The sequence below is a fragment of the Thermophagus xiamenensis genome, assembly GCF_900112795.1.
Classification (GTDB): domain Bacteria; phylum Bacteroidota; class Bacteroidia; order Bacteroidales; family Marinilabiliaceae; genus Thermophagus; species Thermophagus xiamenensis.
The window spans coordinates 52493-75566 of the sequence record NZ_FONA01000008.1 but is presented as its reverse complement, the minus strand read 5'-3'; the positions used below and the strand labels follow the sequence as shown (position 1 = coordinate 75566).

At 39.0% G+C, this 23074-nt stretch carries 19 protein-coding genes and 1 tRNA gene; 12 read left to right on the top strand and 8 right to left on the bottom strand.

The window, feature by feature from the left end; all coding sequences use genetic code 11:
* Positions 1–176 precede the first annotated feature (176 nt).
* Genes BM130_RS06245 through BM130_RS06230 form a run of 4 tightly spaced genes read right to left on the bottom strand, consistent with a single transcriptional unit; the run spans position 177 to position 2618 of the window.
* Complete coding sequence (locus tag BM130_RS06245; RefSeq protein ID WP_010528392.1) at positions 177–389, bottom strand: hypothetical protein; 213 nt, start codon at positions 387–389, stop codon at positions 177–179.
* 1 nt (position 390) lies between these two features.
* A complete protein-coding gene (locus BM130_RS06240; protein WP_010528393.1) occupies positions 391–1065 on the bottom strand; it encodes a DUF2490 domain-containing protein in 675 nt (224 codons plus the stop codon).
* Between the two features lie 52 nt (positions 1066–1117).
* On the bottom strand, positions 1118–1792 hold the full coding sequence (locus BM130_RS06235) for a DUF4956 domain-containing protein (protein ID WP_010528394.1): 675 nt from the start codon (positions 1790–1792) through the stop codon (positions 1118–1120).
* A complete protein-coding gene (locus BM130_RS06230) occupies positions 1776–2618 on the bottom strand; it encodes a polyphosphate polymerase domain-containing protein (protein WP_010528395.1) in 843 nt (280 codons plus the stop codon). Before BM130_RS06230 ends, BM130_RS06235 begins: the two co-directional genes overlap by 17 nt.
* A 756-nt stretch (positions 2619–3374) precedes the next feature.
* Here BM130_RS06230 and BM130_RS15270 point away from each other — a divergent pair.
* The 4 genes from BM130_RS15270 (at position 3375) to BM130_RS06210 (ending at position 6580) form a co-directional block, all read left to right on the top strand.
* The gene (locus BM130_RS15270) at positions 3375–3647 is read left to right on the top strand and encodes a hypothetical protein (protein ID WP_138956932.1); all 273 of its coding nucleotides are present in this window, start codon (positions 3375–3377) and stop codon (positions 3645–3647) included.
* A 144-nt stretch (positions 3648–3791) separates the two neighbouring features.
* Entirely contained in the window at positions 3792–4403 is a 612-nt protein-coding gene (locus BM130_RS06220) for a sensor histidine kinase (protein ID WP_010528397.1), read from the top strand.
* A complete protein-coding gene (locus tag BM130_RS06215) occupies positions 4400–5101 on the top strand; it encodes a LytR/AlgR family response regulator transcription factor (protein ID WP_010528398.1) in 702 nt (233 codons plus the stop codon). The genes BM130_RS06220 and BM130_RS06215 overlap by 4 nt, the downstream gene beginning before the upstream one ends.
* A gap of 222 nt (positions 5102–5323) precedes the next feature.
* The gene (locus BM130_RS06210; RefSeq protein WP_010528399.1) at positions 5324–6580 is read left to right on the top strand and encodes a S41 family peptidase; all 1257 of its coding nucleotides are present in this window, start codon (positions 5324–5326) and stop codon (positions 6578–6580) included.
* A 364-nt stretch (positions 6581–6944) separates the two neighbouring features.
* Here BM130_RS06210 and BM130_RS06205 read toward each other — a convergent pair.
* A tRNA-Lys gene (locus BM130_RS06205) sits at positions 6945–7017 on the bottom strand.
* Between the two features lie 668 nt (positions 7018–7685).
* Between BM130_RS06205 and amrB the strand changes: the two genes are divergently transcribed.
* The 4 genes from amrB (at position 7686) to BM130_RS06185 (ending at position 13534) form a co-directional block, all read left to right on the top strand.
* Positions 7686–9113, top strand: a complete 1428-nt coding sequence (gene amrB / locus BM130_RS06200; RefSeq protein ID WP_010528400.1) for an AmmeMemoRadiSam system protein B — start codon at positions 7686–7688, stop codon at positions 9111–9113.
* 176 nt (positions 9114–9289) lie between these two features.
* The gene (locus BM130_RS06195; RefSeq protein ID WP_074964305.1) at positions 9290–11440 is read left to right on the top strand and encodes a spermine/spermidine synthase domain-containing protein; all 2151 of its coding nucleotides are present in this window, start codon (positions 9290–9292) and stop codon (positions 11438–11440) included.
* A 145-nt stretch (positions 11441–11585) separates the two neighbouring features.
* Complete coding sequence (locus BM130_RS06190) at positions 11586–12686, top strand: hotdog family protein (RefSeq protein WP_010528402.1); 1101 nt, start codon at positions 11586–11588, stop codon at positions 12684–12686.
* 89 nt (positions 12687–12775) lie between these two features.
* Positions 12776–13534, top strand: coding sequence for a T9SS type A sorting domain-containing protein (locus BM130_RS06185; RefSeq protein ID WP_237706160.1), 759 nt, complete (start codon positions 12776–12778; stop codon positions 13532–13534).
* A 296-nt stretch (positions 13535–13830) separates the two neighbouring features.
* On the opposite strand, the gene BM130_RS06180 is transcribed toward BM130_RS06185, so the two are convergent.
* Positions 13831–14277: a nucleoside deaminase gene (locus BM130_RS06180; RefSeq protein WP_010528404.1), complete on the bottom strand. Its 447-nt coding sequence runs from the start codon at positions 14275–14277 to the stop codon at positions 13831–13833.
* Between the two features lie 304 nt (positions 14278–14581).
* Here BM130_RS06180 and aspS point away from each other — a divergent pair, with 304 nt between their 5' ends.
* Complete coding sequence (aspS, locus tag BM130_RS06175) at positions 14582–16339, top strand: aspartate--tRNA ligase (RefSeq protein WP_010528405.1); 1758 nt, start codon at positions 14582–14584, stop codon at positions 16337–16339.
* Positions 16340–17119: 780 nt separating this feature from the next.
* Here aspS and BM130_RS06170 read toward each other — a convergent pair.
* On the bottom strand, positions 17120–18283 hold the full coding sequence (locus BM130_RS06170) for a 1-acyl-sn-glycerol-3-phosphate acyltransferase (protein WP_010528406.1): 1164 nt from the start codon (positions 18281–18283) through the stop codon (positions 17120–17122).
* Between the two features lie 221 nt (positions 18284–18504).
* On the bottom strand, positions 18505–19899 hold the full coding sequence (miaB, locus tag BM130_RS06165; RefSeq protein WP_010528407.1) for a tRNA (N6-isopentenyl adenosine(37)-C2)-methylthiotransferase MiaB: 1395 nt from the start codon (positions 19897–19899) through the stop codon (positions 18505–18507).
* A gap of 401 nt (positions 19900–20300) precedes the next feature.
* On the opposite strand from miaB, the gene BM130_RS06160 reads away from it, so the two are divergent.
* The 3 genes from BM130_RS06160 (at position 20301) to BM130_RS06150 (ending at position 23027) form a co-directional block, all read left to right on the top strand.
* On the top strand, positions 20301–21053 hold the full coding sequence (locus BM130_RS06160) for a YebC/PmpR family DNA-binding transcriptional regulator (protein WP_010528408.1): 753 nt from the start codon (positions 20301–20303) through the stop codon (positions 21051–21053).
* A gap of 606 nt (positions 21054–21659) precedes the next feature.
* Positions 21660–22499: a universal stress protein gene (locus tag BM130_RS06155; protein WP_010528371.1), complete on the top strand. Its 840-nt coding sequence runs from the start codon at positions 21660–21662 to the stop codon at positions 22497–22499.
* Between the two features lie 39 nt (positions 22500–22538).
* Positions 22539–23027 carry an SPOR domain-containing protein gene (locus tag BM130_RS06150; RefSeq protein ID WP_010528370.1) on the top strand — a complete coding sequence of 163 codons (489 nt, stop codon included), beginning with the start codon at positions 22539–22541 and terminating at the stop codon, positions 23025–23027.
* Positions 23028–23074 lie beyond the last annotated feature (47 nt).

The following is a 23074-nucleotide window of genomic DNA, read 5'->3' as shown; positions in this document are numbered from 1 at the left end:
TCTGAGAAAATGACAGCAACCTGATTTTTTATAAAAGAAGATTTAAGAGAAGAAAAGAGGTGGTAGTGAGATGAATTTTGTTGATTGATGACTGTCAAATTGGCGTGCATTGAGATAATAAATGTCAATTTGACAATCTTTCTGAATATTTGTTTTGTAAGAAAAATGACAATTCATTACAATGGATCGAGCATGACGACTTTTGCCACATAAGAGCATGTTTTTCCATCTTGATAAATGCCATTGATAATTTCTCCAGAAGAGCTTCCGCCATAATAGATGTTGAAAGATCTGCCCTGTTTAAGTTTGGATGAAGAAAATAACAGGCATTGAAAACTTTTGCCAGGTTCAATGTGAGTATTTCTTCGCCGTCGGTTTATTATTTTCATATTACCATTCAAATTTTAAGTTAGTTCCCAAAATCCATATTTTATCCGGACTTTTTCTGTTGAGTTCCTGGTCTAATTGAAGAAAAGTATCCATTTCAAGTTTGTTGGACAGGGGGAATGAAATGCCGGTGGCGAATCTGGAATTGTCAAATTCATTACCATCGGGATTGTTGAGTTGATAACGAAATTGGGCTTGAATGAAAGGTTCTATTTTGGTTGTAGGTAAGTTATAAGCTATTTTTATTCGGGAACGCAAATTAGTTTTGGGTGAATAATCGACATCTTCCTTTTCCGTATCATAGTAATTAAATTGCAGTTTCTCCAGAAGAGAAATTTCGAATCGGCCCACATCCTCTTTCATTCTTGCAGAAACAGTTATTCTATGACGGTGGGCGTAAAAATCATCTTCCGTGTCATGGTTGTAGGTCCATGAATATTTAAGACCGAATCTTAAACGACTGCTGATTTTATAGGTTAATCCAAGATTGGTTTTAAACTTGTCTATTTCTCCCAAATCGAAGAAATATCTTATCTCTTCCGATAGTTCGACATCCAAATTATTGGCTATCTCTTTTTCGGTGCCAAATTCTGTCCACCAGCCATAGTTGGTCTCTTCCTGAGCCTTTATGCCCGATGCGGTAATCAATATCAAAAGTATGCAGAAAGTCTTTTTCATCCGTATAAAATTTACTTAAGTTATTGGTCATAAGGCGACAGCAGAATAAAGGCTAATCAAAATCATCTTTATTTGAGGGTAAGTGCTGCACCGCATGGTTGGTTTCTCTGCTATTGAAATAGATTGTGATTTGAGCGGTATCTTTAAGGAAATCGATATGTCCGATTTCCACGTTAATAATGTTAATGCCTGTACGTTGTTCAAGGTCTTGAATTAATTCTTTTCGTTTATCGGGCGTTATTAGTTCTATTTTTTCGTAAACAATTTGTTTGGCCGAAACGTGTTTCAATATTTTATTGCTTTCCAAAGAGGCAGTAACCAAAATAAAAATCAGATTGGTGCCTGCTATTTCGAGCAATCCTACATCTTTAGCCAGGGCATTAATAACAGAAATGCCAATAATCATAAATAGATAGGTCATCTCACGGATAGGTAAAGTATCGGTACGGTATCTTAAAATCCCAAAAATGGCAAAAAGTCCGAGGGCAAAACCTACCTGTACTTTTACGGAATCAAGGAGATAGAGCAGCATAAAAATGGTAGAGCTGGTTAATATAAAAGAGAAAAAATAATCTCTTCGCTTCGCCCTGGGGTAGTAAAGAAATCTAATGATACCACTTGTAATAATAAGGTTAATGCCGAAACGAATCATGAGTACCAGAAGATCTTCCATCTCTTTGGGCATTCCTTTTATGTCAATGTCTATTATGTCAGCAAAATAAATCATGGTTTAATCTTTTTTGTAAAAAATGTATTTTTGGTTTATAGTTGTTTTTTTTAACATTGTTAGTAGTGATACTGATTCCCAGGCAGTATTTGCTCAGGCCTGATGCACGAATGTGATAATATTTTAAAAAATTGATCAAAGGCGTTGGTGCCGGGTGGCTTTGTTTTACTTCTATAATACATAGGTTTGGGATGGCCGCTTCATTGTTTTCTCTGCAATTTTTTACAATGATGTTAAAATCTATTGTAAGTCGTTCGGTAAATTGGTGATTTACCAGGGTTATTCGTTGAAACTTATTATTCAGTGAGGGGGGTAAGTTTTTAGGGTTTACTACCGAAACATGTTGTTTGAGAAAGGATAGGTTGTTGTTGTCAACTGTTTTGGCTTGAATGCGTATTTTATTTGTTACTCCCTTATTGTTTTTGTTTTTAATCTCGAGAAAGCTCAGATCGGAATCAACATATTGTCGAATGCGTATTTTTGTGCGATTGAGTTTTCCTTTTACATGAGCGTGATAGAAAAAATAGTCGGGAGTATCATAATAGACGGTTGCATAAGTCGCTATCCGTTTTTGGTCAATCTGTTGTACTTTGTAAAAAGATGCTACGGCCGACAACAAATCGGGCAAAAGGTTAGCCGCTACAACAAATTTCCTGTCGGTACGGGTCATTAATTGTACCTTCTTCATTTGCAGTAATGAAACTGGTGAAAATTGTTCCAGGCACTTTTGGATTTTGTTTGTTAGTTGATATTGTCCAATATTTTCGTCTGGTTTTCTGCTCGAAGAATTAGTGTAATGCAATATTTGTTTTTCAGTATAAATCATACAACAATTTTTTAGAGGTCCAATACAGTGTGTATGTACTTTTCCAAACCACTGTTGGTCTATTATTGTGTATGTACTGTGTTGTGCGGGGGATGATTGTGAAAACAAAAATAGGTTTGAAGAAAGTTTCTGCTCAAAAATGAGGGTAAACAGTTGAAAAATGATGGTGAATTGAATCTTAAGAAATTTTTATTTTTTGTTTAATCAATTGGGGTAAAAAAATTGGTAGATATTGATGTTGATTTTGTCGAAGACATTTCCCAATTGGTATATTTTTTTGTGTTTTTTGGCTTCAAAATTTAATATTTGGAGCTGTATGTTAAGATGTTGTAAAAAAAATCGTTGTTAATTGAATCGATTGTAGGGGGACTACAACTAAATAGTGATTGTTGAAAAAACTATTCAGGTTATAAAACTAATCGGAGCTTTGATAGCAAAGCGTCTTGTCGCAGTAAGCTAATAATGTGTGGCGGCCCGAAAGTTATAGTATAGATAATACTTTGACAATCGAAGAGGTTTTTATTGGAAGTGGAAGAGTTAAAAGGTAGGTTTTTAAACAATTAAGTTATATAAACAATTTTTTGATGAGAAAATGGAATATCAATGTCATTATTCATGTAATGATATGGAGCGGCTTTTTAATGCTTCTTTTGTTGTTTATTCCCTTTTATGATATTCATTTTTTGCAACATCCTGTATTGTTTGTAGGGATGTTTTTTTTTTCTGATAGGCTATTATTATCTCAATTCGCATGTTTTGGTACCTGTTTTTTTAGCCAGGAAAAAATTTTTAGGTTTTGTGGTGATAACCCTGTCCATACTGTCGGTTTATCTTTATTTATCGAGTCTTTCGGGATGGTTGCGGTTACCGGAAGAGAGAGATTTCGAAACGTCGCCCATGTTTTGGGGTGGACCACCTCATTCACCCAAGGGAAGACGCCCTGTTTCTGACCTTCCTGCCGACGGATTACCCGACGTTCGGAGAAGGCCTAATGGTGTTCCTGAAGGTTCCATTCTTTCATTCGTATAAAATTTATCTAAGTTATTGGCCGAATGGAACTCGCATGGCTTAATGAAATTTATACATGTTCTTTTGTGGCAAAAGTCGCCATGCTCGTTTCATTTGTTTTGGTATTTATGATAAGTACCGGAACCCGAATCATAGCTTTTTGGTTTGATACTGAACAGCGTAAAAAAACAAGCTGAAAAAGAAAAGGTAGGTGCTGAGCTTACTGCATTAAAAGCGCAAATAAATCCTCATTTTCTTTTTAATACATTAAACAGCATTTATTATATGTCTATACAGAAGTCGGATGATGCTCCCGAAACCATTATAAAACTGTCGGATCTAATGCGGTTTGTTTTAACGGAAACTCAAGCTCAATTTATTCCTTTGAACAAGGAAATTGAGTGCATAAACCAGTACATTGATCTTCAGGCAATGCGACTACCGAAAAAAACGGTCGTTGATTTTAAAGTGAAGGGAGATGTTGAGCAGCAAATTATTGCGCCTCTGATGCTATTGCCTTTTGTTGAAAATGCTTTTAAGCATGGGGTTAGTACCCATGTGGAATCCAAAATTTTAATCCATTTGGATGTAAAAAGAGATTGGTTACTATTTCATGCCGAAAATAAAAAGGAACATCAAACTATTAAAAAAAGTACACGAATAGGGTTGAGTAACGTGGTCAGACGGTTGGAACTTACTTATCCCCAAAAGCACAATTTGAAAATTGATGAAAGTGGAAACACCTTTAAAGTAGACTTAAAAATTAATTTGTCATGATAAGATGTATAGCCGTTGATGATGAGCCCGATGCATTAGGTTTAATTCGGACCTTTTCGGAACAGATTCCTTTTTTAAAGGTTGAGGCATATTGCTCCGACTCGGTAGAGGCTTTTCCCATAATTCAGCAGGTGAAACCCGATTTGTTATTGTTGGATATTGAGATGCCCGATGTAAACGGAATAGAATTATATAATAAACTCAATAAAGAAATATTTGTTATTTTTACAACTGCCTATAGTAAATATGCTGTAGAAGGATTTAATTTGAATGCCATTGATTATTTGCTGAAACCTTTCGATTTTTCCCGTTTTTTAAAAGCAATAGAACGGGCAGACGAAATGATGAGGTTGAAATCTATTGCCGGTCAAAAAGAGGATGAAGCATATATTTTCATTAAATCGGGTTATCAGAATCATAAAATTGTATTGTCCGATATTTCTTACATAGAGGCAATGGATAACCACGTTCGAATCCATACTTCATCAAAGGTTTATATGCCTCTTTTGAATTTGAAGGGAATTATGGAGCTTTTACCGGTTGATCGGTTTATAAGGATTCACAGGTCATATGTTGTCCCCATTGCTAAAATTAAGACTTTTAACAGTCATTATGTTATTATAGGAAACAAGCAAGTTCCTGTAGGAAAGGCCTATTCATCGTCATTTAAAGAGGCAATAGATATATTTAAACCATAATATAAAGAAAGGGTGCAATAAAACAGTTAAAGAAAATGTTATATGTGTTAGAGTGTCGTTGTGTAATTGCTTTTAATTTTTTAATAATGTGTGCTGATGAAAAATAGAATTTTATTAATGGTGTTCGGAATTTTATTCTTGCTTTATTCTTGTGAAGATGATATTGATAAAACAACTATTTCGCAGGATGTTTTGGATGTGAATGAGTAGATTTATGAAAATATGGAGCTTTATTATTTGTGGAATGACCGAATGTCTGATATTGATTATGAGCAGGAAGAAGATCCGGAAGAATACTTCTATAAATTAATTTACGAAGAAAAGGATAAATGGTCATGGATTACCGATGATTACGCTTCATTGGAAGCATCGTATGACGGTGAACCTGTCGAGATGGGGTACAGTCCGTCATTCTATTTGATGAGTGATAATGAGAGTGTTTATATCGTAGTTGACTATGTATATGAAGGCTCACCGGCAGACGAGGCAGGTATTGAACGAGGCGATATAATTCTTTCCATAGATAATACTGAATTAAATACCAGTAATTATTATGACCTCTATAGCCAGGATGCTTATTCTGTTCAGTTAGCAGAAATTAACAACAATATTATATCCTATACAGGAGAATCTATTAATTTGGTGGCAAGGGTTGTTGAAACCAATCCGGTACTGTACCACGATGTTATTGATTTGGAAGGTCACAAAGTAGGTTATTTGGTATATGCAGAGTTTATTACGGGAAAGGACGACAAATTTTTGACTACCTTAGATGAAGTTTTCTCAGAATTTCAAACAGAAGGAATATCTGATTTGGTAGTCGACTTAAGATACAATCCCGGCGGAGATATTGATGCTGCTGTCTATCTGGCATCGGCCATTGCACCGACGGAAACTGCTTCAGGGGAAGACGTGCTTATTTCTTTGCAGTATAATGATAACTTACAAAGTTATTTTGAATATAATTTAAATGAATATGAGGATAATTTATATTACTATTTCCGGAGTGATGTGGTAAATATTAATATGAAAAGAGTATACTTTTTAACATCTTCAGGGACAGCCTCATCCAGTGAGTTGGTTATGTCCGGCCTGATGCCCTACATGGACGTGACGTTGATTGGTGAAGATACTTACGGAAAATGTTATGGTGCCTGGGTGATGCCTGATGATAATGAAGAGTGGGCTATTATACCAATCGTTATGAAATATGCCAATGCCGATGGCTATACCGATTTTATTACTGGTATACCTGTCGATGATGAGGTTGAACCGGATTATTTATCTTCAACTCCCTTTGGCGATTTGTCGGATGCCGCACTGGCTAAAGCTTTAAGCCTTGCTACCGGTGTTGAGTTAACGACCGAAAGTTCACTGAAATCGGCTTCTCTTAACTTAACAAAGTTAACGACGCCCAAACTTGAAAAGAAGCGAAATTTAATTATTTCAGAACATTCCGGTTTGATGGATGCCAACTAGAGGAGTTGGTTATATATCGGAACCGAATTTATTCAAATATTAAGCAGTGTGGCTGTTTCTTTGCAGACACACTGCTTTTTTTTGCCATATTTTAATGATTATAGGCAATAAACAATGGGAGGAAAGAGGGAGTAGATGATGTTAAAAATATCTTTCATCGAAAGGAATGTTGGAAGGGATTGCGATTTCTGAAGGAGTCGTATTAATGTTCTTAGTAATGGGTTTCTGTAATAAACAATGTTTACAAGTAATACAGTTGTTGTTGCTATGCTTTCGCCGCCGGTTGTTATGCCTTCTTTTTTGCGAATATAGGGATAGAGTTAAATAAAAAAAGCCACCCTTTTTTAGGTGGCTTTTTGTGAGGTGACCCAGCAGGGGCTCGAACCCTGGACCCCATCCTTAAAAGGGATGTGCTCTACCAGCTGAGCTACTGAGTCATCCGTTTTTCTCAAACGCGGTGCAAAAATAGGGGGTTAATTTGGAACTCACAAGTTTCTCAAGAAAAAAATGTCGTTAAAAAATGTTTCGTTTGCCGTAAAATGCGGGTTTTTAAAGGATTAATATCTGAATTTTTTTTGAGTGTGGAAATTTAGTTTGTACCTTTAAGTATATTCATGGATGATAAATTTTAGAGACCAGCATGGCCAAGAGTGTTATTTAGTACGATTTTAAATCGTAACGGGATGAAACGAGCATGACAACATAGGGTTGTCTCAAAAGAATATGTATAAATCCTTTGTCATGCGAGTTCCATCCGGCCAATAACTTAGATAAATTTTATACGGATGAAACGAGCATGGCGGCTGTTGCCACAAAAGAACATGTATAAAATAGTCCAAGGCAGAAGTGCACAGGCAGAAGGCAGAAGAAGTGATTAGTTATTAGTTAACAAGTGGTTAGTGTAAAATAACTAGTAACTAACGACTAATCACTAACGACTGCTTGTAAGAGGCAGTATATCAACGAAATAAGTAAATTTTATACGAATGAAACGAGCATGGCGACTTTTTGCCACAAAAGGACATGTATAAATTTTTTAAGCCATGCGAGTTCCATTCGGCCAATGAGTTAAATAAATTATATACGAATGAAAAAATAAAAAACTATGGAAGTAAAAGATAGACAACCGTCGGTGGCGGGAATGTTTTATGCGGGGGAGCCGGTGGCGCTGCAAAATCATTTAAAAAGTTTGTTTGAAGAAGCTCAACCCGGGGTTGGGGATGCTCAGGTGGCTGCCCTTATTGTTCCGCATGCTGGATATTTATATTCTGGCGGTGTCGCTGCATCAGGTTTCGCACAAATTAATGAAAATGCTCACTATAAAACTATTTTTTTAATAGGTTCAAGTCATCGGATGGCCTTTAATGGTGCTTCGGTATATACTCAAGGCGATTATTTGACACCTCTGGGACGAGTCGACGTAGATAAGGCGTTGGCCCAAAAACTGGTAGAGAGTTCCCCATATATAACCGATATATTTGCACCTCATAAAGATGAACATTCATTGGAAGTTGAGTTGCCATTCTTGCAGTATCGCTTAAAAAATAGCTTTAAGCTTGTGCCAATAGTTATGGGGCCTCACGATGCTGTGGGTGCCCGGATGGTGGCGGAAGCTCTTAAACCTTATTTTAAGCCGGGAAATTTATTTGTGATAAGTACCGATTTTTCACATTACCCTAAATATGAAGATGCGAAAAAGGTTGATGCCATAACGGTTGATGCCATTCTTAAGAATGACCCTGATTTGCTTTTGAATACATTGGAACAGAATCGAAAATTGGGAGTAACGAATTTGGTTACCAGTCTTTGTGGTTGGACCTCGGTGCTTACTTTGTTGTATATTACCCAGGATGATACTTGTTTGGATTTTCGACATATAGAATATCGGAATTCAGGTGATGTACCTTTCGGTGATTCTTCACGCGTGGTGGGTTACCATGCTATTGCCGTTTTTCGAAAGAAAGAATCCAAAACCACTGCCCATAATTGTTTCTCATTAAATGATCAGGAAAAACAATGGCTGCTTAATCGAGCTCGCAAAACTTTAGAAGCGGTGGTGCGCTATCAGCAACCAGAAGCACCCTCCGAAGCTTTGTCGGTTGCATTGAAAACACCGGCCGGAGCTTTTGTTTCTTTGTATAAAAATGAGCAATTGCGAGGGTGTATTGGTAACTTGTCAACCTCTTTGCCCTTGTGGAAGGTGGTGGAGCGTATGACTGCTGCGGCAGCGTTTAACGATTCACGATTTACGCCCGTAAAAGAAGAAGAATTGGGTGAAATAAAAATTGAGATTTCTCTTTTGACGCCGTTACAAATGATTAATGATATATCGGAAATAATACCCGGCCGACATGGTATTGTGATAGAAAAAGACGGCAAAAGCGGTACTTTTTTGCCTCAGGTGGCCATCAAAACCGGATGGGGACGTGAAGAATTGCTGGGGCATTGTGCACGCGATAAAGCCGGTATTGGCTGGGAGGGATGGCGTGATGCAAATATCTATATTTACGAAGCTTTGGTTTTTGGCGAATAAGGTTTTTCTTTTATAGGCAATGAAAATTTTTTGCTAATTACTGTGTCTGTATCCTCTTATTATCGCTTAAAAGCATATAATATCCAGATTAAGGTTGTGGAGTGTAAAAGTAATTTTAAAGAACATTATGGGGATTGTTCTGGTTTAAGATTTTTGTAGAATAATTAAAAGTAAGAATGGGAAAAATATTAACTAAGCCAAAAAGAAGTTGGTCGCTTACATTTACCGGAAAGGGGCGGTTAGCGGTATTTGTCAGCGGATTTACCATGTTAATGGTTCAGGTGGTTTTGCTCCGTGAGTTTACTTCGTTATACTCAGTAAATGAGTTAATTGTTGGGATATTTCTCTCTTTTTGGATGTTGTTTACGGGTGCAGGCGCCTATACCGCCAGATATTTCGGTAATTATCAATGGTCTTATGCAGGACTGTTTCCTTTAATATCGGGTGTATCGGCTTATGTGGCGCTTTGGTTGCTTTATTTACTTAAAGGATGGATGGTGCCGGAAGGGGTTGCCCCACAACTGTCGCAATGGTTGCTCACAACCGGATTGGTAACCTTTGTGTTTTGTTTTCCTTCAGGAATGCTGTTTACATGGTTCGCGGGAGCATTAAGCAATGTAACCGGGATGCGCCAGACAGAGCATCTCTACATTGCCGAGCAAAAAGGAAGCCTGTTATCCGGGCTCCTCTTTTCTTTTGCCGCCCTGTTGTGGATGGATGCTTTTTCGGTGCTTTCTTTTTTATTGTTGATCAACATGGTTATTGCTATAGTTTTATTTGCACCAATTAAACAACCCGTTTATCGTTATTTGGCGCTGATAAGTATCGCTGTTGTAGCTATCCTTAATTTCATGCCACAGTATAATTTTGCCAGAGAAAAAATACATGACTCTGCTTTATGTCAAACTTTTTTTTCCCCTTATGGGCACATCGACCTATTAGGTTGCGATACTTCTATTGAATTTTTTGGAAACGGTCATTATTATTCAGACCGCTTGGTGCCCGATTATCGGGAAGAGATGCTTCATCCGGCATTGTTGCTACATCCGGCGCCCAAACGTCTTCTCTTAATCAACTGTACCCCTGGTCTTACTGTTGAAGCTTTGAAATATGACTCTCTGCAAATAGATTTTATTTCACCTGACAGGGCTCATATCCATATGGAGAAGGCATTGCTTGCCAATTTCAACAAAAGATCGGAACGGATTCATTTCATCCATGACGATCCCTTAAGATATTTGAAGAGGCATAAATCTGAAAAAGGCTATGATGTAATCTTGGTGGGCGGGGGCATTCCTGTCGATTTGGCTACCACGCGTTTTTTTACGACCGATTTTTATAGTCAGGTTAAACGCAACCTGAATGAGGGTGGTTTAATGGTCACGGGCGGAATTGATAATGTACCTTATTGGTCAGAATCGGTGAAAAATATTTTAAACATTATAGAAGAGACGGTGAGCAGTGTTTTTCCTTTTTTGCGTATATGGGCCGGAGAAAAAGTGTGGCTGATAGCTTCCGAAAAAAGTATTGTTGCCCAATGGTGGGATTATCACCCGGAAGTGGTAGCACAAAACCAATTGGTGAATAGGGATTATTTTCCTACTCTTCTTCTGGACCAACAAATCAGTAAAGTAGAAGAGATTGTGGCCGGTGGAGGGCCTGTAAACACACGGGAAAGGCCTGTTATGTTTCAGATGGCCCTTCGGGAAATAGGAAATTTCTGGGATGTGTCTATTCAATGGTTTGCCGGTGTGGTTGTTGTATTATTGGTGATGGGGATAATAGTGTTTCGCAGTGTCTCAAGAGGTGTTTTTTTGTCAGGGATTGTATTAGGTGGCATGCAGGTGGTCATGTTATTGATGTGGCAATTGGTGATGGGTGATCTCTATAGGGCAACAGGTGTGTTGTTCTCATTGTTCATGGCAGGTCTGGCCCTGGGAGCAATTCTGGCCAAGAGAGAAGTATTCTTTTTTCAGGCAAGATATTATTCCGTGATGTTGATCATAATGGCCCTGTTGTGTATAATGGCTGTTCCTGTAGCGGATCGAACGGCGGGCCTGATCGTTTTTCCGGTTGTGGTTTTGGTTATGATATTTATATTAGCCATGTTGGGTGGCGGAGTTTTTGTTGCCGGGTTATCCCTATATCGGGGTAGCATAGCACAAGGTGCGGCAGGTATTTATGTAGCCGATGTTGCGGGCGGTGCCTTGGGATCGTTTATCACCGCCATATTTTTTGTACCTTATGTCGGGATAGTTAATACCGGATATCTTTTGGGAATGGGACTGCTAATAGGCGGTTTACTGTTGATAAAAAATAATTCCTGATAAAACGACCATGGCAAGAAAGCTTTACACAATTTGTGGTGAGGTATTGGCCGGTGTGTGGAAGTGATTAAAGGTTGGATTATAAGAACCAATAACGAATGCGACAAAAGCATTTTTCCTATTTTTGTGGGGAAGAGTTAAGCATATGGAAGAATTTATAAAAGCAAATCGCAAGGTTGAATACGGACTTGATCTGGAAAAGGTCTTTATTGGCAAAGATATTGTCAGTCGATATAATATTACCGTTGATGAATCGGTACTGAGCATGTGGAGCGGATTTATGCCTACCTCTTCTTATCCGGAAAGTAGTCGTGAATTTGCCGGTCGTCTGGGATTTCCACAAATTTTTCTACCCTATAGTTTTTTGATGAATCTAACACTTAGCCTGGGGGTTGAAAATTTTGCCCATTCAAGTGTATTAAAGTTGGCCTTACGTGATGCCATCTATCTTAATCCGGCTTTCCCTGGCGATACCTTTTCGTGTAGTATTAAAATCATCAATGTTTATAAGTCGTCCCGACCTGGAAACTCTGTTATTGAATCGTCGCATCTGTTGTTTAACCAAAAAGGAGAGCCGGTTTTTTCCTTGATACGTGTTTCGCTTTTCCCTGAAATTAATCCCAGAAAAACCATATCATCGGAACAAAAAATACCTTATCAGAATAATTTGTTTAAAGAAAAAATTTTGGCCAGGGCACGTAATATTAGCATGGATAATGTGATGATCAGGTTAGAGGCGGGAGATTTAATTCTGCACCCCTATGTGCGGCCTATTGGGAAAAGCGAAAACCTTTTCTGGTCTACCTATCTGAAAAATACACATCCTTCACATTATAATTACCAACGGTATAAGCCTTTTGAGATTATTATTCCGGGGGGGATGGTCATTGCAATGGTTTCCGGTATTGCTGCCCGCGAATTTCGACAAATTCTTATGCAGCAAATTGATGTGGCTTTTCATGTAAATCCCGTATATGCCGAGGATCGCATCGGTGCCTTTAGTTTTGTTCGTGGGGTGAATCAATTGATGCCCGGCTTCGAAGAGGTCTTTATTCGAACTTTTGGCATTCGTAATATGGATACCGAACCTGAGTTATCGGATGTGGCTTTCCCTAAATCTTTATTTGATACCAGAGTGGAACGTCCTTCTCAGGTGAGACAAATTATTGATGAAAAATGTCCTGTATTGCGTGATAAGGTGTGTTGTGTCATTGATTGGAGCGTGTTGCGAAAAGTTGACATCTAAATCTTTTAAGGCTTGCCTCGAGATTGTTGCTTCTGATTTTCTTATTAACCATTTGGGGATTGGCGGATAATATACACAGTCAAAATCAAGTGAATGAAATAACTGATGTTTCTACCGCTTCCGGTTCTTTGAAATCCTCTACAATATATGATTTAATCCGATTAAAGATTCAAAATACCTACCTGTATGATGTTGCAGTAATTTATTATTATGATGATTTTTCGGACGGTTATGGTCCCGAAGATTCCGATAAAATGTTTAATTCGTCGGAAAAGATTCCGGAGATCTTTACCTTAATAGATAATTCTCCTATGGCCATAAACGGTTTTTCTTCACTTGAAGGAAAAAATTATGTTTCAGTGCCCATAAGTGTTCGAAACAGAGTTGAGGATGATTGTATTATCTCTGCCGATTTGTCTGATTTTACCGAAGAGTTTGATGTCGTATTGGAAGATAAGTTTAAAAAACGGTATGTCAATTTGCGAATAACGTCTTATACTTATACGCCTTTGGAATTAGGTATTGAACATGAACGGTTTGTACTTCATTTGACCAGAAATTCCGGGGCAAAAGTTCCTACCGGTATATTAGAGAATTCGGAAACAGAGGAAAACAATATTCAAATTTATAGTGCTGATAAAACCCTAAAGGTGAAAATTGACAACTTCATGGGAGGGGAAACCACCGCTTTGGGAAAAATCGATATTTATAGCTTAAACGGTCAGGTTATTACCAGCATGCCGGCCACCGCCGGTTTACATCAGTTTGAATTAGCCAGCGGCCACATATATATTGTGCGAGTTGCCTTAGGTAACCAATTGACAATGAAGAAAGTGGCTGTTCGCTAATTATTCTTCATAGGGTTACTTGGGTTATTCCCTCTTTCGGCAATGCCGTGAGAGGGAATTTTTTTTGTAATGAAACGAGCATGGCGGCTTTTGCCACAAAAGAGCATGTATAAACGATAAAGGCAGAAGTGCACAGGCAGAAGGCAGAAGAAGTGATTAGTCATTAGTGATTAGTCATTAGTCACTAGTCTATTAACACTGATGACTGTTGACTAATCACTAATGACTAACCACTAATGACTAATTTTAAGAACCAATATATCAATGAAGTAAGTAAAATTTATACGAATAAAAAATTATCGTTTGGCAGCAAAAAATTGTTTTAGGAGGGCCATACAATCTTCTTTCAGGATTCCGGAAGTGATACTGGTTTTGGGATGAAGCGGTGAGGGATTTAATCGTTGAAAGCCTCTTTTCTCATCTTCGGCACCAAAAACAATACGTCCTATTTGTGCCCAATTTATAGCTCCGGCACACATGGTACAAGGTTCCAGTGTGACATATAATGTGCAGTTGGGTAAATATTTGCTTCCCAGTTGTTCGGCAGCAGCAGTGATGGCAAGCATCTCGGCATGGGCAGTAACGTCGTTCAGTGTTTCAGTCATATTATGCGCCTTGGCGATGATGGTGCCTTCGCTAACCACGACAGCCCCAACGGGTACCTCGTCCTTATCCAGGGCTTCCTTGGCTTGTTTGAGGGCTTGCTGCATGAAATATTGGTCGGTAAAATCTATTTTTTCCATAGTTAACTGATTGTTTTCACTATCCTGATTTCAAGATTCTAAAAAATTAGATGCCATTAAAAGGCCTCTTTTTGTAGTGAGTATTTTACAGCAATTTGTCCATTGCGGAAATCCTTCGGTGTGGATGATTGCTTTTAACCCTCTCTAAATCTACTTATTTTACAATTAAGCGATAGTTTCTGAGACCTTATTTAAAAAGCATGCCGGCGGTTTCTTTTTTTCTTTTTATTTTCGCAAAGATATTGCAAAATCAAAATTTATGTTGACCCGGGGGTTAAAAAGACCCTCAAAAAATCAAATAATAATGTACAGAACACATACTTGTGGAGAACTAAGGTTGTCTGACGTCAATAAAACCGTTACCCTGGCCGGATGGGTACAGCATGTCCGGAATCTTGGAGGTATGACTTTTATCGATCTTCGTGATCGGTACGGCATTACCCAATTGGTGGTAAATAATGAAGAAGATAATGAACTGAGCCAACAGGTGAAAGAGTTGGGGCGTGAGTATTTGGTGCAGGTTACCGGTAAAGTGGCTGAAAGAAGCAATAAAAATAAAAAAATAGCTACCGGAGATATCGAAATTATCATCCATTCCCTGAACGTCTTAAATAGTGCCGACCTTCCCCCTTTTACCATCGAGGATGATACCGATGGGGGAGAAGAGCTTAGAATGAAATACAGATATCTGGACCTGCGTCGAAATCCCGTGCGGAAAGCATTGGAACTGAGACATAAAATGGCTCTGGAAGTGCGGAAGTTTTTGAACGACCAAAACTTCATTGAAATTGAAACCCCTGTTTTAATGAAGTCTACCCCCGAAGGGGCACGAGATTTTGTGGTGCCATCACGTATGAATCCCGGGCAATTTTATGCCTTGCCGCAGTCGCCTCAGGTTTTTAAACAGCTTTTAATGGTGGGCGGTTTCGATCGTTATTTCCAAATCGTAAAATGTTTTAGGGATGAAGATTTGCGTGCCGACCGTCAGCCCGAGTTTACCCAAATCGATTGTGAAATGTCCTTCGTCGAGCAGGAGGATGTTCTGTCCACTTTTGAGGCGATGACCAAGCATCTCTTTAAAACCATAAGAGGTGTGACCATTGAGGGCGACTTTCCGCGAATGTCGTATGCTGATGCTATGAAATATTACGGTACCGACAAACCCGACATTCGTTTTGATATGCGTTTTGTTGATATCACTTCGATAGCTTCCGGTAAGGGCTTTAGGGTTTTTGATGATGCCGAGTATATTGGAGCTATTTGTGCCCCTCAATGTGCCGGATACAGTCGTAAAGAGCTTGATCAGCTCACCGACTTTGTCAAGCGGCCTCAGGTTGGTGCTAAAGGGTTGGTTTATGTGAAATATAATGACGATGGGTCGTTTAAAACTTCGGTGGATAAATTTTTTGCCCCTGAAGATTTTAAGGTTTGGTGCGATGAGTGTGGTGCTAAACCCGGCGATCTGCTTTTAATTCTTGCCGGAGAACGACGACAAACCCTCTCGGCTCTAAGCGAACTACGCCTTGAAATGGGTAATCGCCTGGGATTACGCGATAAAAATAGGTTTGCTCCCCTTTGGGTCGTAGATTTCCCCTTACTTGAATGGGACGATGATACTCAACGCTTTTATGCCATGCATCACCCCTTTACCTCACCAAAAGAGGAGGATATCGCCTTGTTGGATTCTGACCCGGGTGCGGTGAGAGCCAATGCTTATGACTTGGTTATCAATGGTAATGAAATTGGTGGAGGCTCCATTCGGATTCATGATGATTTACTGCAACAAAAGATGTTTAAAGTATTGGGCTTTTCTAAAGAGGAGGCCGAAAAACAATTTGGTTTTCTGATGAATGCCTTTAAATACGGAGCCCCACCCCATGGCGGTGTGGCCTTTGGTTTTGACCGTTGGGTGGCTTTGTTTGCCGGAGTAGAATCTATTCGCGAAGTAATTGCTTTCCCAAAAAATAATGCCGGTCGTGATATTATGAATGATGCGCCTTCTTCCATCAGTCAGGAGCAGCTCGATGAGCTTGGAATTGCGCTGAAAGATAGTGGGAAATAACTCTACGCGGTTGGAATTGAATCTGTAAAATTACAGGTCGAAAATCGACGGCCGAAATTGAATCTGTAAAATTACAGGTCGAAAATCGGCGGTCGAAATTGAATCTGTAAAATTATAGGTCGAAAATCGACGGCCGAAATCGAATCTGTAAAATTACAGGTCGAAAATTGACGGCCGAAATTGAATCTGTAAAATTATAGGTCGAAAATCGACGGCCGAAATCGAATCTGTAAAATTACAGGTCGAAAATCGACGGCCGAAATTGAATCTGTAAAATTACAGGTCGAAAATTGACGGTTGAAATTGAATCTGTAAAATTACAGGTCGAAAATTGACGATTGAAATTGAATCTGTAAAATTACAGGCCGAAAATTGACGGCCGAAATTGAATCTGTAAAATTACAGGTCGAAAATCGACGGCCGAAATCGAATCTGTAAAATTACAGGTCGAAAATCGACGGCCGAAATTGAATCTGTAAAATTACAGGTCGAAAATCGGCGGCCGAAATTGAATCTGTAAAATTACAGGTCGAAAATTGACGGCCGAAATTGAATTTAAATTTTACTGAATAATTACTTTTTGAAGGGACATTTGGCTTCGATTTCTTCTCTGAATTTTAGAGATTAGCCCAAAGCTTTGGAATATAGTATTACATGTATGGACGGACACTTTTGTTGACGGAAGAATTCTATAGTGTCCGACCATACGCATTTTTTGTATTTAGGAGAAATCGTCTTTTCTTCGTAAGTGTTGAAAGAATTATTAAGTTGTACGTAAGATTAATCGAGAACTGATTTTCCCAAGAGTTCACGCTTGTTGGCCACGGGGTTTGCGTACATTTCGAAGAGAGTTCTTCTTAGGAACTCTTTATCCCCATCAATACGGTTAAGATGTTCTTCGATGTAATTGAGGAAGGTCTTTTTTTCTTCAGGAGTATATTTATGTCTGTATTCATCGTTGGCATTCAACATATCCCATGCGATGAGGTTACCCGGCCACAGTTTGTAGTTTTCATGAACATGTTCATCAATGAGTCGGGCAAGAAATTCAAACTTTTCATTTTTGTTTTGCAGCTCTTTGAGTTTGTCAAATTCATTTCCGCAAATAGGCTGTCCAAAAGCAAAATGAACCCGTCCTTTGCGTCCACGTAATCCTGCCCCCATATGTTTGAGGTCATCGTCCGGTGTTTTTACATAATCGGGGTTGTCACGTTTATGTTGTAATTCAAGGGCTTTAAGGTAGTCGCAGGGATCATATTCGTACGATATGGAAACTGGAACAATTTTAAGTTCTTTGAAATTTTCGGCTACCGATTCATTTTTGCCGCTAATGTTCAGCATTTTAAGAAGGCTGAGTTGAGTGCGGTCGTTTCCATCTTTAGACCGGCCTTCGCGTTGTGCAATCCAAATGCTGTGGCCTACTTGGGTTATGGTGTGTCGGATATATTTCGAAAGTAAGGTAGAACTTTCCATCATTTGCCGAATTGGCAAGTTGCGCTTCACAATAAAAGTGCGATTGAGTTTTACCAAATCGGTTATCCACGGATAAATTAATAAATTGTCGCCAATAGCAATTTCGGTAGTATCGAAGCCTTTCTCAAACAAAATAATGTTCAGAATTGCCGGGTCAAGAATTATGTCCCTGTGGTTGGAGATATAAAGATAAGCTTCGTTGGGGTTAAGATATTCAAGCCCTTCGGAAGTGATACCTTTGGTTGTGTTTTTAATGATTTCTTTAACGTAGGGTGATATAACCTCTTGCTGGAATTGCCGGATGGTTTTTATTTTCATCAGTTTGTCAATGAATTTTTGTGGCGGCAATTCAGGGTAAAGAAAGCCAATGAGTTCAATAAATGAGGTTTCTTTTTTTAATCGTTCAAATACCTGTTGAATTTCATGGTCCTGGTAAGGACGTATCGATTCAAATTCAAGTTCTTTGGTCATTTTTGACTTTTTGATTTACAAGTAAAATTAAGGAATCAAGCCGGTTTTAAAAATTTTCGGCTTAGTTATTTTATTAAAGGTTTTAACTTTTAGCAAATATATTGAAATCAATGGTTATTCATAATGGATGTCTGGTGATGAAAACCATTCTGCTATTGTTAGTTGACAAAGAAAAAACTTACTGTTTTGAGAGTTTGGCAAAAACTTTTTCATGTTCAAAGTTAAGGAATGTTTGGCGAATCTGCAGGTCGACCAATAAGAGTGGCCTGAGTGGCATCTACAATTTCAACCCTTGCCAGATCGCCAATTTTGTATTCTGCTCTGGGGAAAACAACTACTTTGTTTTGTGATGTACGACCCACAAATTCATTTTTTGATTTTTTTGAAATATTTTCGATAAGAACTTCAAAAGTTTTACCAATATCATTTTTGTTGCTTTGAAGCGATAATTGATTTTGTAATTGAATAATTTCATTGAGTCTTTGGCCTTTAACTTCGGGTGGCACATTATCGGGCAGTTTTTTTTGAGCATAGGTGCCTGGTCTTTCGGAATATTTGAACATATAAGCCATGTCAAATTTGGCCCACCGCATCATCTCCAGGGTTTGTTGATGGTCTTCTTCGGTTTCGGAATGAAAACCGCTGAGGATGTCGGTAGAGATGGCACATTCGGGTATTATTTCACGGATGGCCATAATTTTTTCCCGATACTCTTGAGCGGTGTATTTACGGTTCATTAATTTAAGCATTCTGGTGGATCCCGACTGAATGGGTAAATGGATGTGTTTACAAAGATTTTGATGTCGGGCTATCACTTTGAGAGTCTCCAGGCTCATGTCTTTAGGATGCGACGTGGTAAAGCGAATCCGTGTATGAGGAAACGTATTGCCGAGAAAGTCCAGTAATTCAGGGAAGTTCATTTTGGTGTTTTGGTTGTCGAACCGATAAGAATTGACATTTTGTCCCAGCAGAGTAATTTCTTTGTAACCTTTCTTGACAAGGTCCTCGATTTCATGTTTAATGCTGAATGGGTCTCGACTACGTTCGCGGCCACGGGTATAGGGCACAACACAATAAGAGCAAAAATTATTACATCCGCGCATAATGCTCACAAATGCAGAGATGTTGTTTGGCCCTAATCGTTTGGGAATGATGTCGCGATAGGTTTGTGTTTCGGACAATTCTACATTGATGGCCTTTTCGCCTTGTTCGGCCATGCTTACCAGGTTGGGCAAATCCAAATAGGCGTCAGGGCCGGCAACCAGGTCAACACCTTCGTCGAGCAGTTCTTCTTTAGCGCGTTCGGCCATACATCCAATAACCCCAAGAATCAGGCTGGGGTTTTTCTTTTTGAGGGCTTTAAATTCTCTGATACGACCCAGCACTCTTTGCTCAGCATTTTCGCGGATAGAGCAGGTATTAATGAAGATGGCATTGGCACCGGAAACCTCAGAGGTGGTTGTGTAACCATCCATTTGCATGATGGATGCCACTACCTCACTGTCGGCAACATTCATTTGACAGCCATAGGTTTCAATGTACAGTTGTTTTTCTTTTTCACCTGGCCGATAATCTGTATTCCGGTTTACCGTAGTGTGTGGATTGCTCTTTTCCATGATATGAATTATGAGGGCGCTAATTTAGTATTTATGGATGGTTTGCCCAAGTAATTGTAAAATAGTTAGATTGGAGGTTTGTTTGTAAGGTGAATATAATCAGTTGTTTGTGTGGGTTTTTTGTTTTTTGTAATTTTGCATGCCATTTTGGCGGCACTTCAAAAATGACAGGAAGTGTCTGGTTTTTTTATTGATACGTGATGTTGACGTTCTTTTTTTTGGCGAAGAAAATTTTATATCCCATAATTTTTTTGATGATTGCGGTTGAAAATATGCGTTTTTTAAAGACGATAAATCATATTACTAAAATTTTAATTTCCCATTTTTAGAAAGGGAAAAAAGTGTATATCAGTGAATGGTTGATTTTGGTAAAATTTTCTAAATCAAAAATTATCTGAAATATGGCAGGACACAGTAAATGGGCCAATATTAAACACCGGAAAGGGGCTCAGGATGCGAAGAGAGCTAAAATGTTTACACGTATAACCAAAGAAATTCAGGTTGCTGTTAAGGAAGGTGGCCCCGACCCGGAAAGCAATCCCCGACTTCGATTGGCGATACAAAATGCCCGTTCGGTTAATATGCCTAAAGATAATATTAACAGAGCTATATCCAAAGCCTCAGAGGCCGGCGGTGACAGTTACCAGGAGATTACTTTCGAAGGGTATGGACCGGGAGGTATCGCCGTGTTTTTGGAATGTATGACCGATAATAACAATCGTACCGTTGGGGCTGTTCGTTCTATCTTTAACAAACGAGGCGGAAGCATGGGCACTAATGGTTCGTTAAGCTTTCTCTTTGAACGGAAAGGGGTTTTTCAGATTGTTAAAACCAATGAGATGGACCTCGAAACCCTGGAATTGGAGCTTATTGATGCCGGTGCTCAGGAAATTGAAATGGAAGAGGAGTTAATAATCGTTACCACAGAAATGGCAGATTTTGGTGCCGTTCAGAAAAAATTGGATGAATTGGGCGTTAAGGTTGAAAATGCCAGTTTACAGAGAATTCCTAATACATATAAGGAAGTTGATGTCGAAACGGCCAAGAAATTTCTGCGCATGATTGATGAATTTGAGGAGAATGATGACGTGCAAAATGTTTATCATAATTTGGAGATGACCGACGAGTTGGCGAAAGCTATTGAATCTGAGTAAGAAAGTGAACGATAGGTGCAACCCCCTGGCCGGTTTTGACGTATAAACAAAGGCAAAAGTGCACAGGCAGAAGGCAGAAGAAGTTTATGGTCATTAGTCAACAGTCATTAGTGATTAGCGTTGATTAACTAACCACTAATTACTAACTACTAACCACTAACGACTACTTATAAGAAGCAATATGTCAACGAAGTAAGTAAAATTTATACGGATGAAACGAGCATGGCGGCTTTTGCCACAAAAGGACATGTATAAAAGACAAAGGCAGAAGTGCACAGGCAGAAGGCAGAAGAAGTGATTAGTCATTAGTTAACAAGTGGTTAGTATTAAATAACTAATGACTAACTACTAACCACTAACGACTACTTATAAGAAGCAATATATCAATAAATTAAGTAAATTTTATACGGATGAAACGAGCATGGCGGCTGTTGCCACAAAAGGACATGTATAAAATGATATAGGCAGAAGTGCACAGGCAGAAGGCAGAAGTGAGATTTATCGATTTTATGATTGCGGGTTGGTAAATTTCCCCTTTAGGGGATTAAGGGGTGAGGGATGGCCATAATGGACTTTAAACTAATTATATAAGTAAATTTTATACGAATGAAACGAATCCTTGTACCTATCGATTTTTCAGATAATTCTGTGTTTGCGCTGCAAGTAGCCGTCGGACTTTCCAACGAACTGAATTCAGCTCTCAGAATTATTCATGTTCAAACCGGCCAGCAATATGCTCCCGAATTTTTGGGCGATAATCCGGAAGAGCGTATCATTGGACAAGCCAGACAATGGCTGGAACATCTCGTTAAAAAATTTTTACCCGACTATAAGGTCCACAATGGCGAGTTTGATTATAAAGTACGGGAAGGAAATGTGGTACGCGAAATTACCAATCAGGCTCGCTACGACGATGCTTCTTTAATTGTTGTTGGAACCCATGGTATATCCGGGGTTGAAGAAAAATGGCTGGGCAGTAATGCTTATCGTTTGGTGTCTCATGCCCCTTGTCCGGTGCTGACAGTTAGAAAAGGGATGAGGTGGGAAAATCCGCATAAGGTATTGCTACCGATCGACTACCACAAACTGGCCCGTAAAATTGTGCCGGTTGTGGCAGGCTTCGCTAAACTTTTAAAGGCAGAAGTATCTGTTGTGGCGCTACAAAAAAAATCAAAATGGCTAATTCCCGGAAGAAGTAATATTTATGCCCGTCAGGCTGAACGATATATTCAAAATAATACTTCATTGAATGTTTCCGTAACAAATTTCAATTGGCAGGGCGATGTGAAAAATATTCTGTCTTTTGCGCGTGAACAGTCGGCATCAGTTATAGCCATACACCTCATTAAATCGACTAACCCATTCGAAAGCTTTTTCAGGCCTTTTGCCAACGAAATTTTGAATACTTCTGATATTCCTGTTCTCATTGTTCCGGTTAAGGAATAAAAATTGTATTTTTACCCCCGACCAAAGAGACAAATGCGCATGAAAGGGTATTTTTTAACCATTGTTATTCAGCTAGGTATAGGAGTCGGGATAATGGGGCAGGTGTCCGGGCAAAGTGATTTTGCCAATGAAAATATATTTGAGCATTTGCAAAAGGTAGAACCGGACAAAGGGATTATTACCATTGAGCAATCGGAAGGGATGAAAGATTTGGTGCTGACGCGTATCGACATGAATAAACGTTCGGGCGGAGTAGAGGGTTTTAGAGTTCAGCTATTCAGTGGAGTTGGCAGCAAGGCCCGCCAGGAGGCAATGGATGTAAAAGCCAAAGTCTTAAAGGAGTTTCCCGATGAAAATATTTTTATTGAATACAGTGCGCCTTTTTGGCGTGTGCGGGTAGGTAGCTTTCGGCACAAATACGAAGCCTTGCCCCTCATGAAAAAATTAAGGAAAATGTTTCCGGCCTGTTATATTGTTCGAACTGACGATATCGCACTAAAAGAATTAAAAATAGAGAGCCCGTTGTGAATAAACGGGCTTTTTTTGTGCGTTGGCCTTTTCAATAAATTGCCATA

Coding starts and splice junctions, on each gene's coding strand:
- BM130_RS06245 (WP_010528392.1), bottom strand. CDS start 389: ATGAAAATAATAAACCGACGGCGAAGAAATACTCACATTGAACCTGGC.
- BM130_RS06240 (WP_010528393.1), bottom strand. CDS start 1,065: ATGAAAAAGACTTTCTGCATACTTTTGATATTGATTACCGCATCGGGC.
- BM130_RS06235 (WP_010528394.1), bottom strand. CDS start 1,792: ATGATTTATTTTGCTGACATAATAGACATTGACATAAAAGGAATGCCC.
- BM130_RS06230 (WP_010528395.1), bottom strand. CDS start 2,618: ATGATTTATACTGAAAAACAAATATTGCATTACACTAATTCTTCGAGC.
- BM130_RS06215 (WP_010528398.1), top strand. CDS start 4,400: ATGATAAGATGTATAGCCGTTGATGATGAGCCCGATGCATTAGGTTTA.
- BM130_RS06210 (WP_010528399.1), top strand. CDS start 5,324: ATGGAGCTTTATTATTTGTGGAATGACCGAATGTCTGATATTGATTAT.
- amrB (WP_010528400.1), top strand. CDS start 7,686: ATGGAAGTAAAAGATAGACAACCGTCGGTGGCGGGAATGTTTTATGCG.
- BM130_RS06195 (WP_074964305.1), top strand. CDS start 9,290: ATGGGAAAAATATTAACTAAGCCAAAAAGAAGTTGGTCGCTTACATTT.
- BM130_RS06190 (WP_010528402.1), top strand. CDS start 11,586: ATGGAAGAATTTATAAAAGCAAATCGCAAGGTTGAATACGGACTTGAT.
- BM130_RS06180 (WP_010528404.1), bottom strand. CDS start 14,277: ATGGAAAAAATAGATTTTACCGACCAATATTTCATGCAGCAAGCCCTC.
- aspS (WP_010528405.1), top strand. CDS start 14,582: ATGTACAGAACACATACTTGTGGAGAACTAAGGTTGTCTGACGTCAAT.
- BM130_RS06170 (WP_010528406.1), bottom strand. CDS start 18,283: ATGACCAAAGAACTTGAATTTGAATCGATACGTCCTTACCAGGACCAT.
- miaB (WP_010528407.1), bottom strand. CDS start 19,899: ATGGAAAAGAGCAATCCACACACTACGGTAAACCGGAATACAGATTAT.
- BM130_RS06160 (WP_010528408.1), top strand. CDS start 20,301: ATGGCAGGACACAGTAAATGGGCCAATATTAAACACCGGAAAGGGGCT.
- BM130_RS06155 (WP_010528371.1), top strand. CDS start 21,660: ATGAAACGAATCCTTGTACCTATCGATTTTTCAGATAATTCTGTGTTT.
- BM130_RS06150 (WP_010528370.1), top strand. CDS start 22,539: ATGAAAGGGTATTTTTTAACCATTGTTATTCAGCTAGGTATAGGAGTC.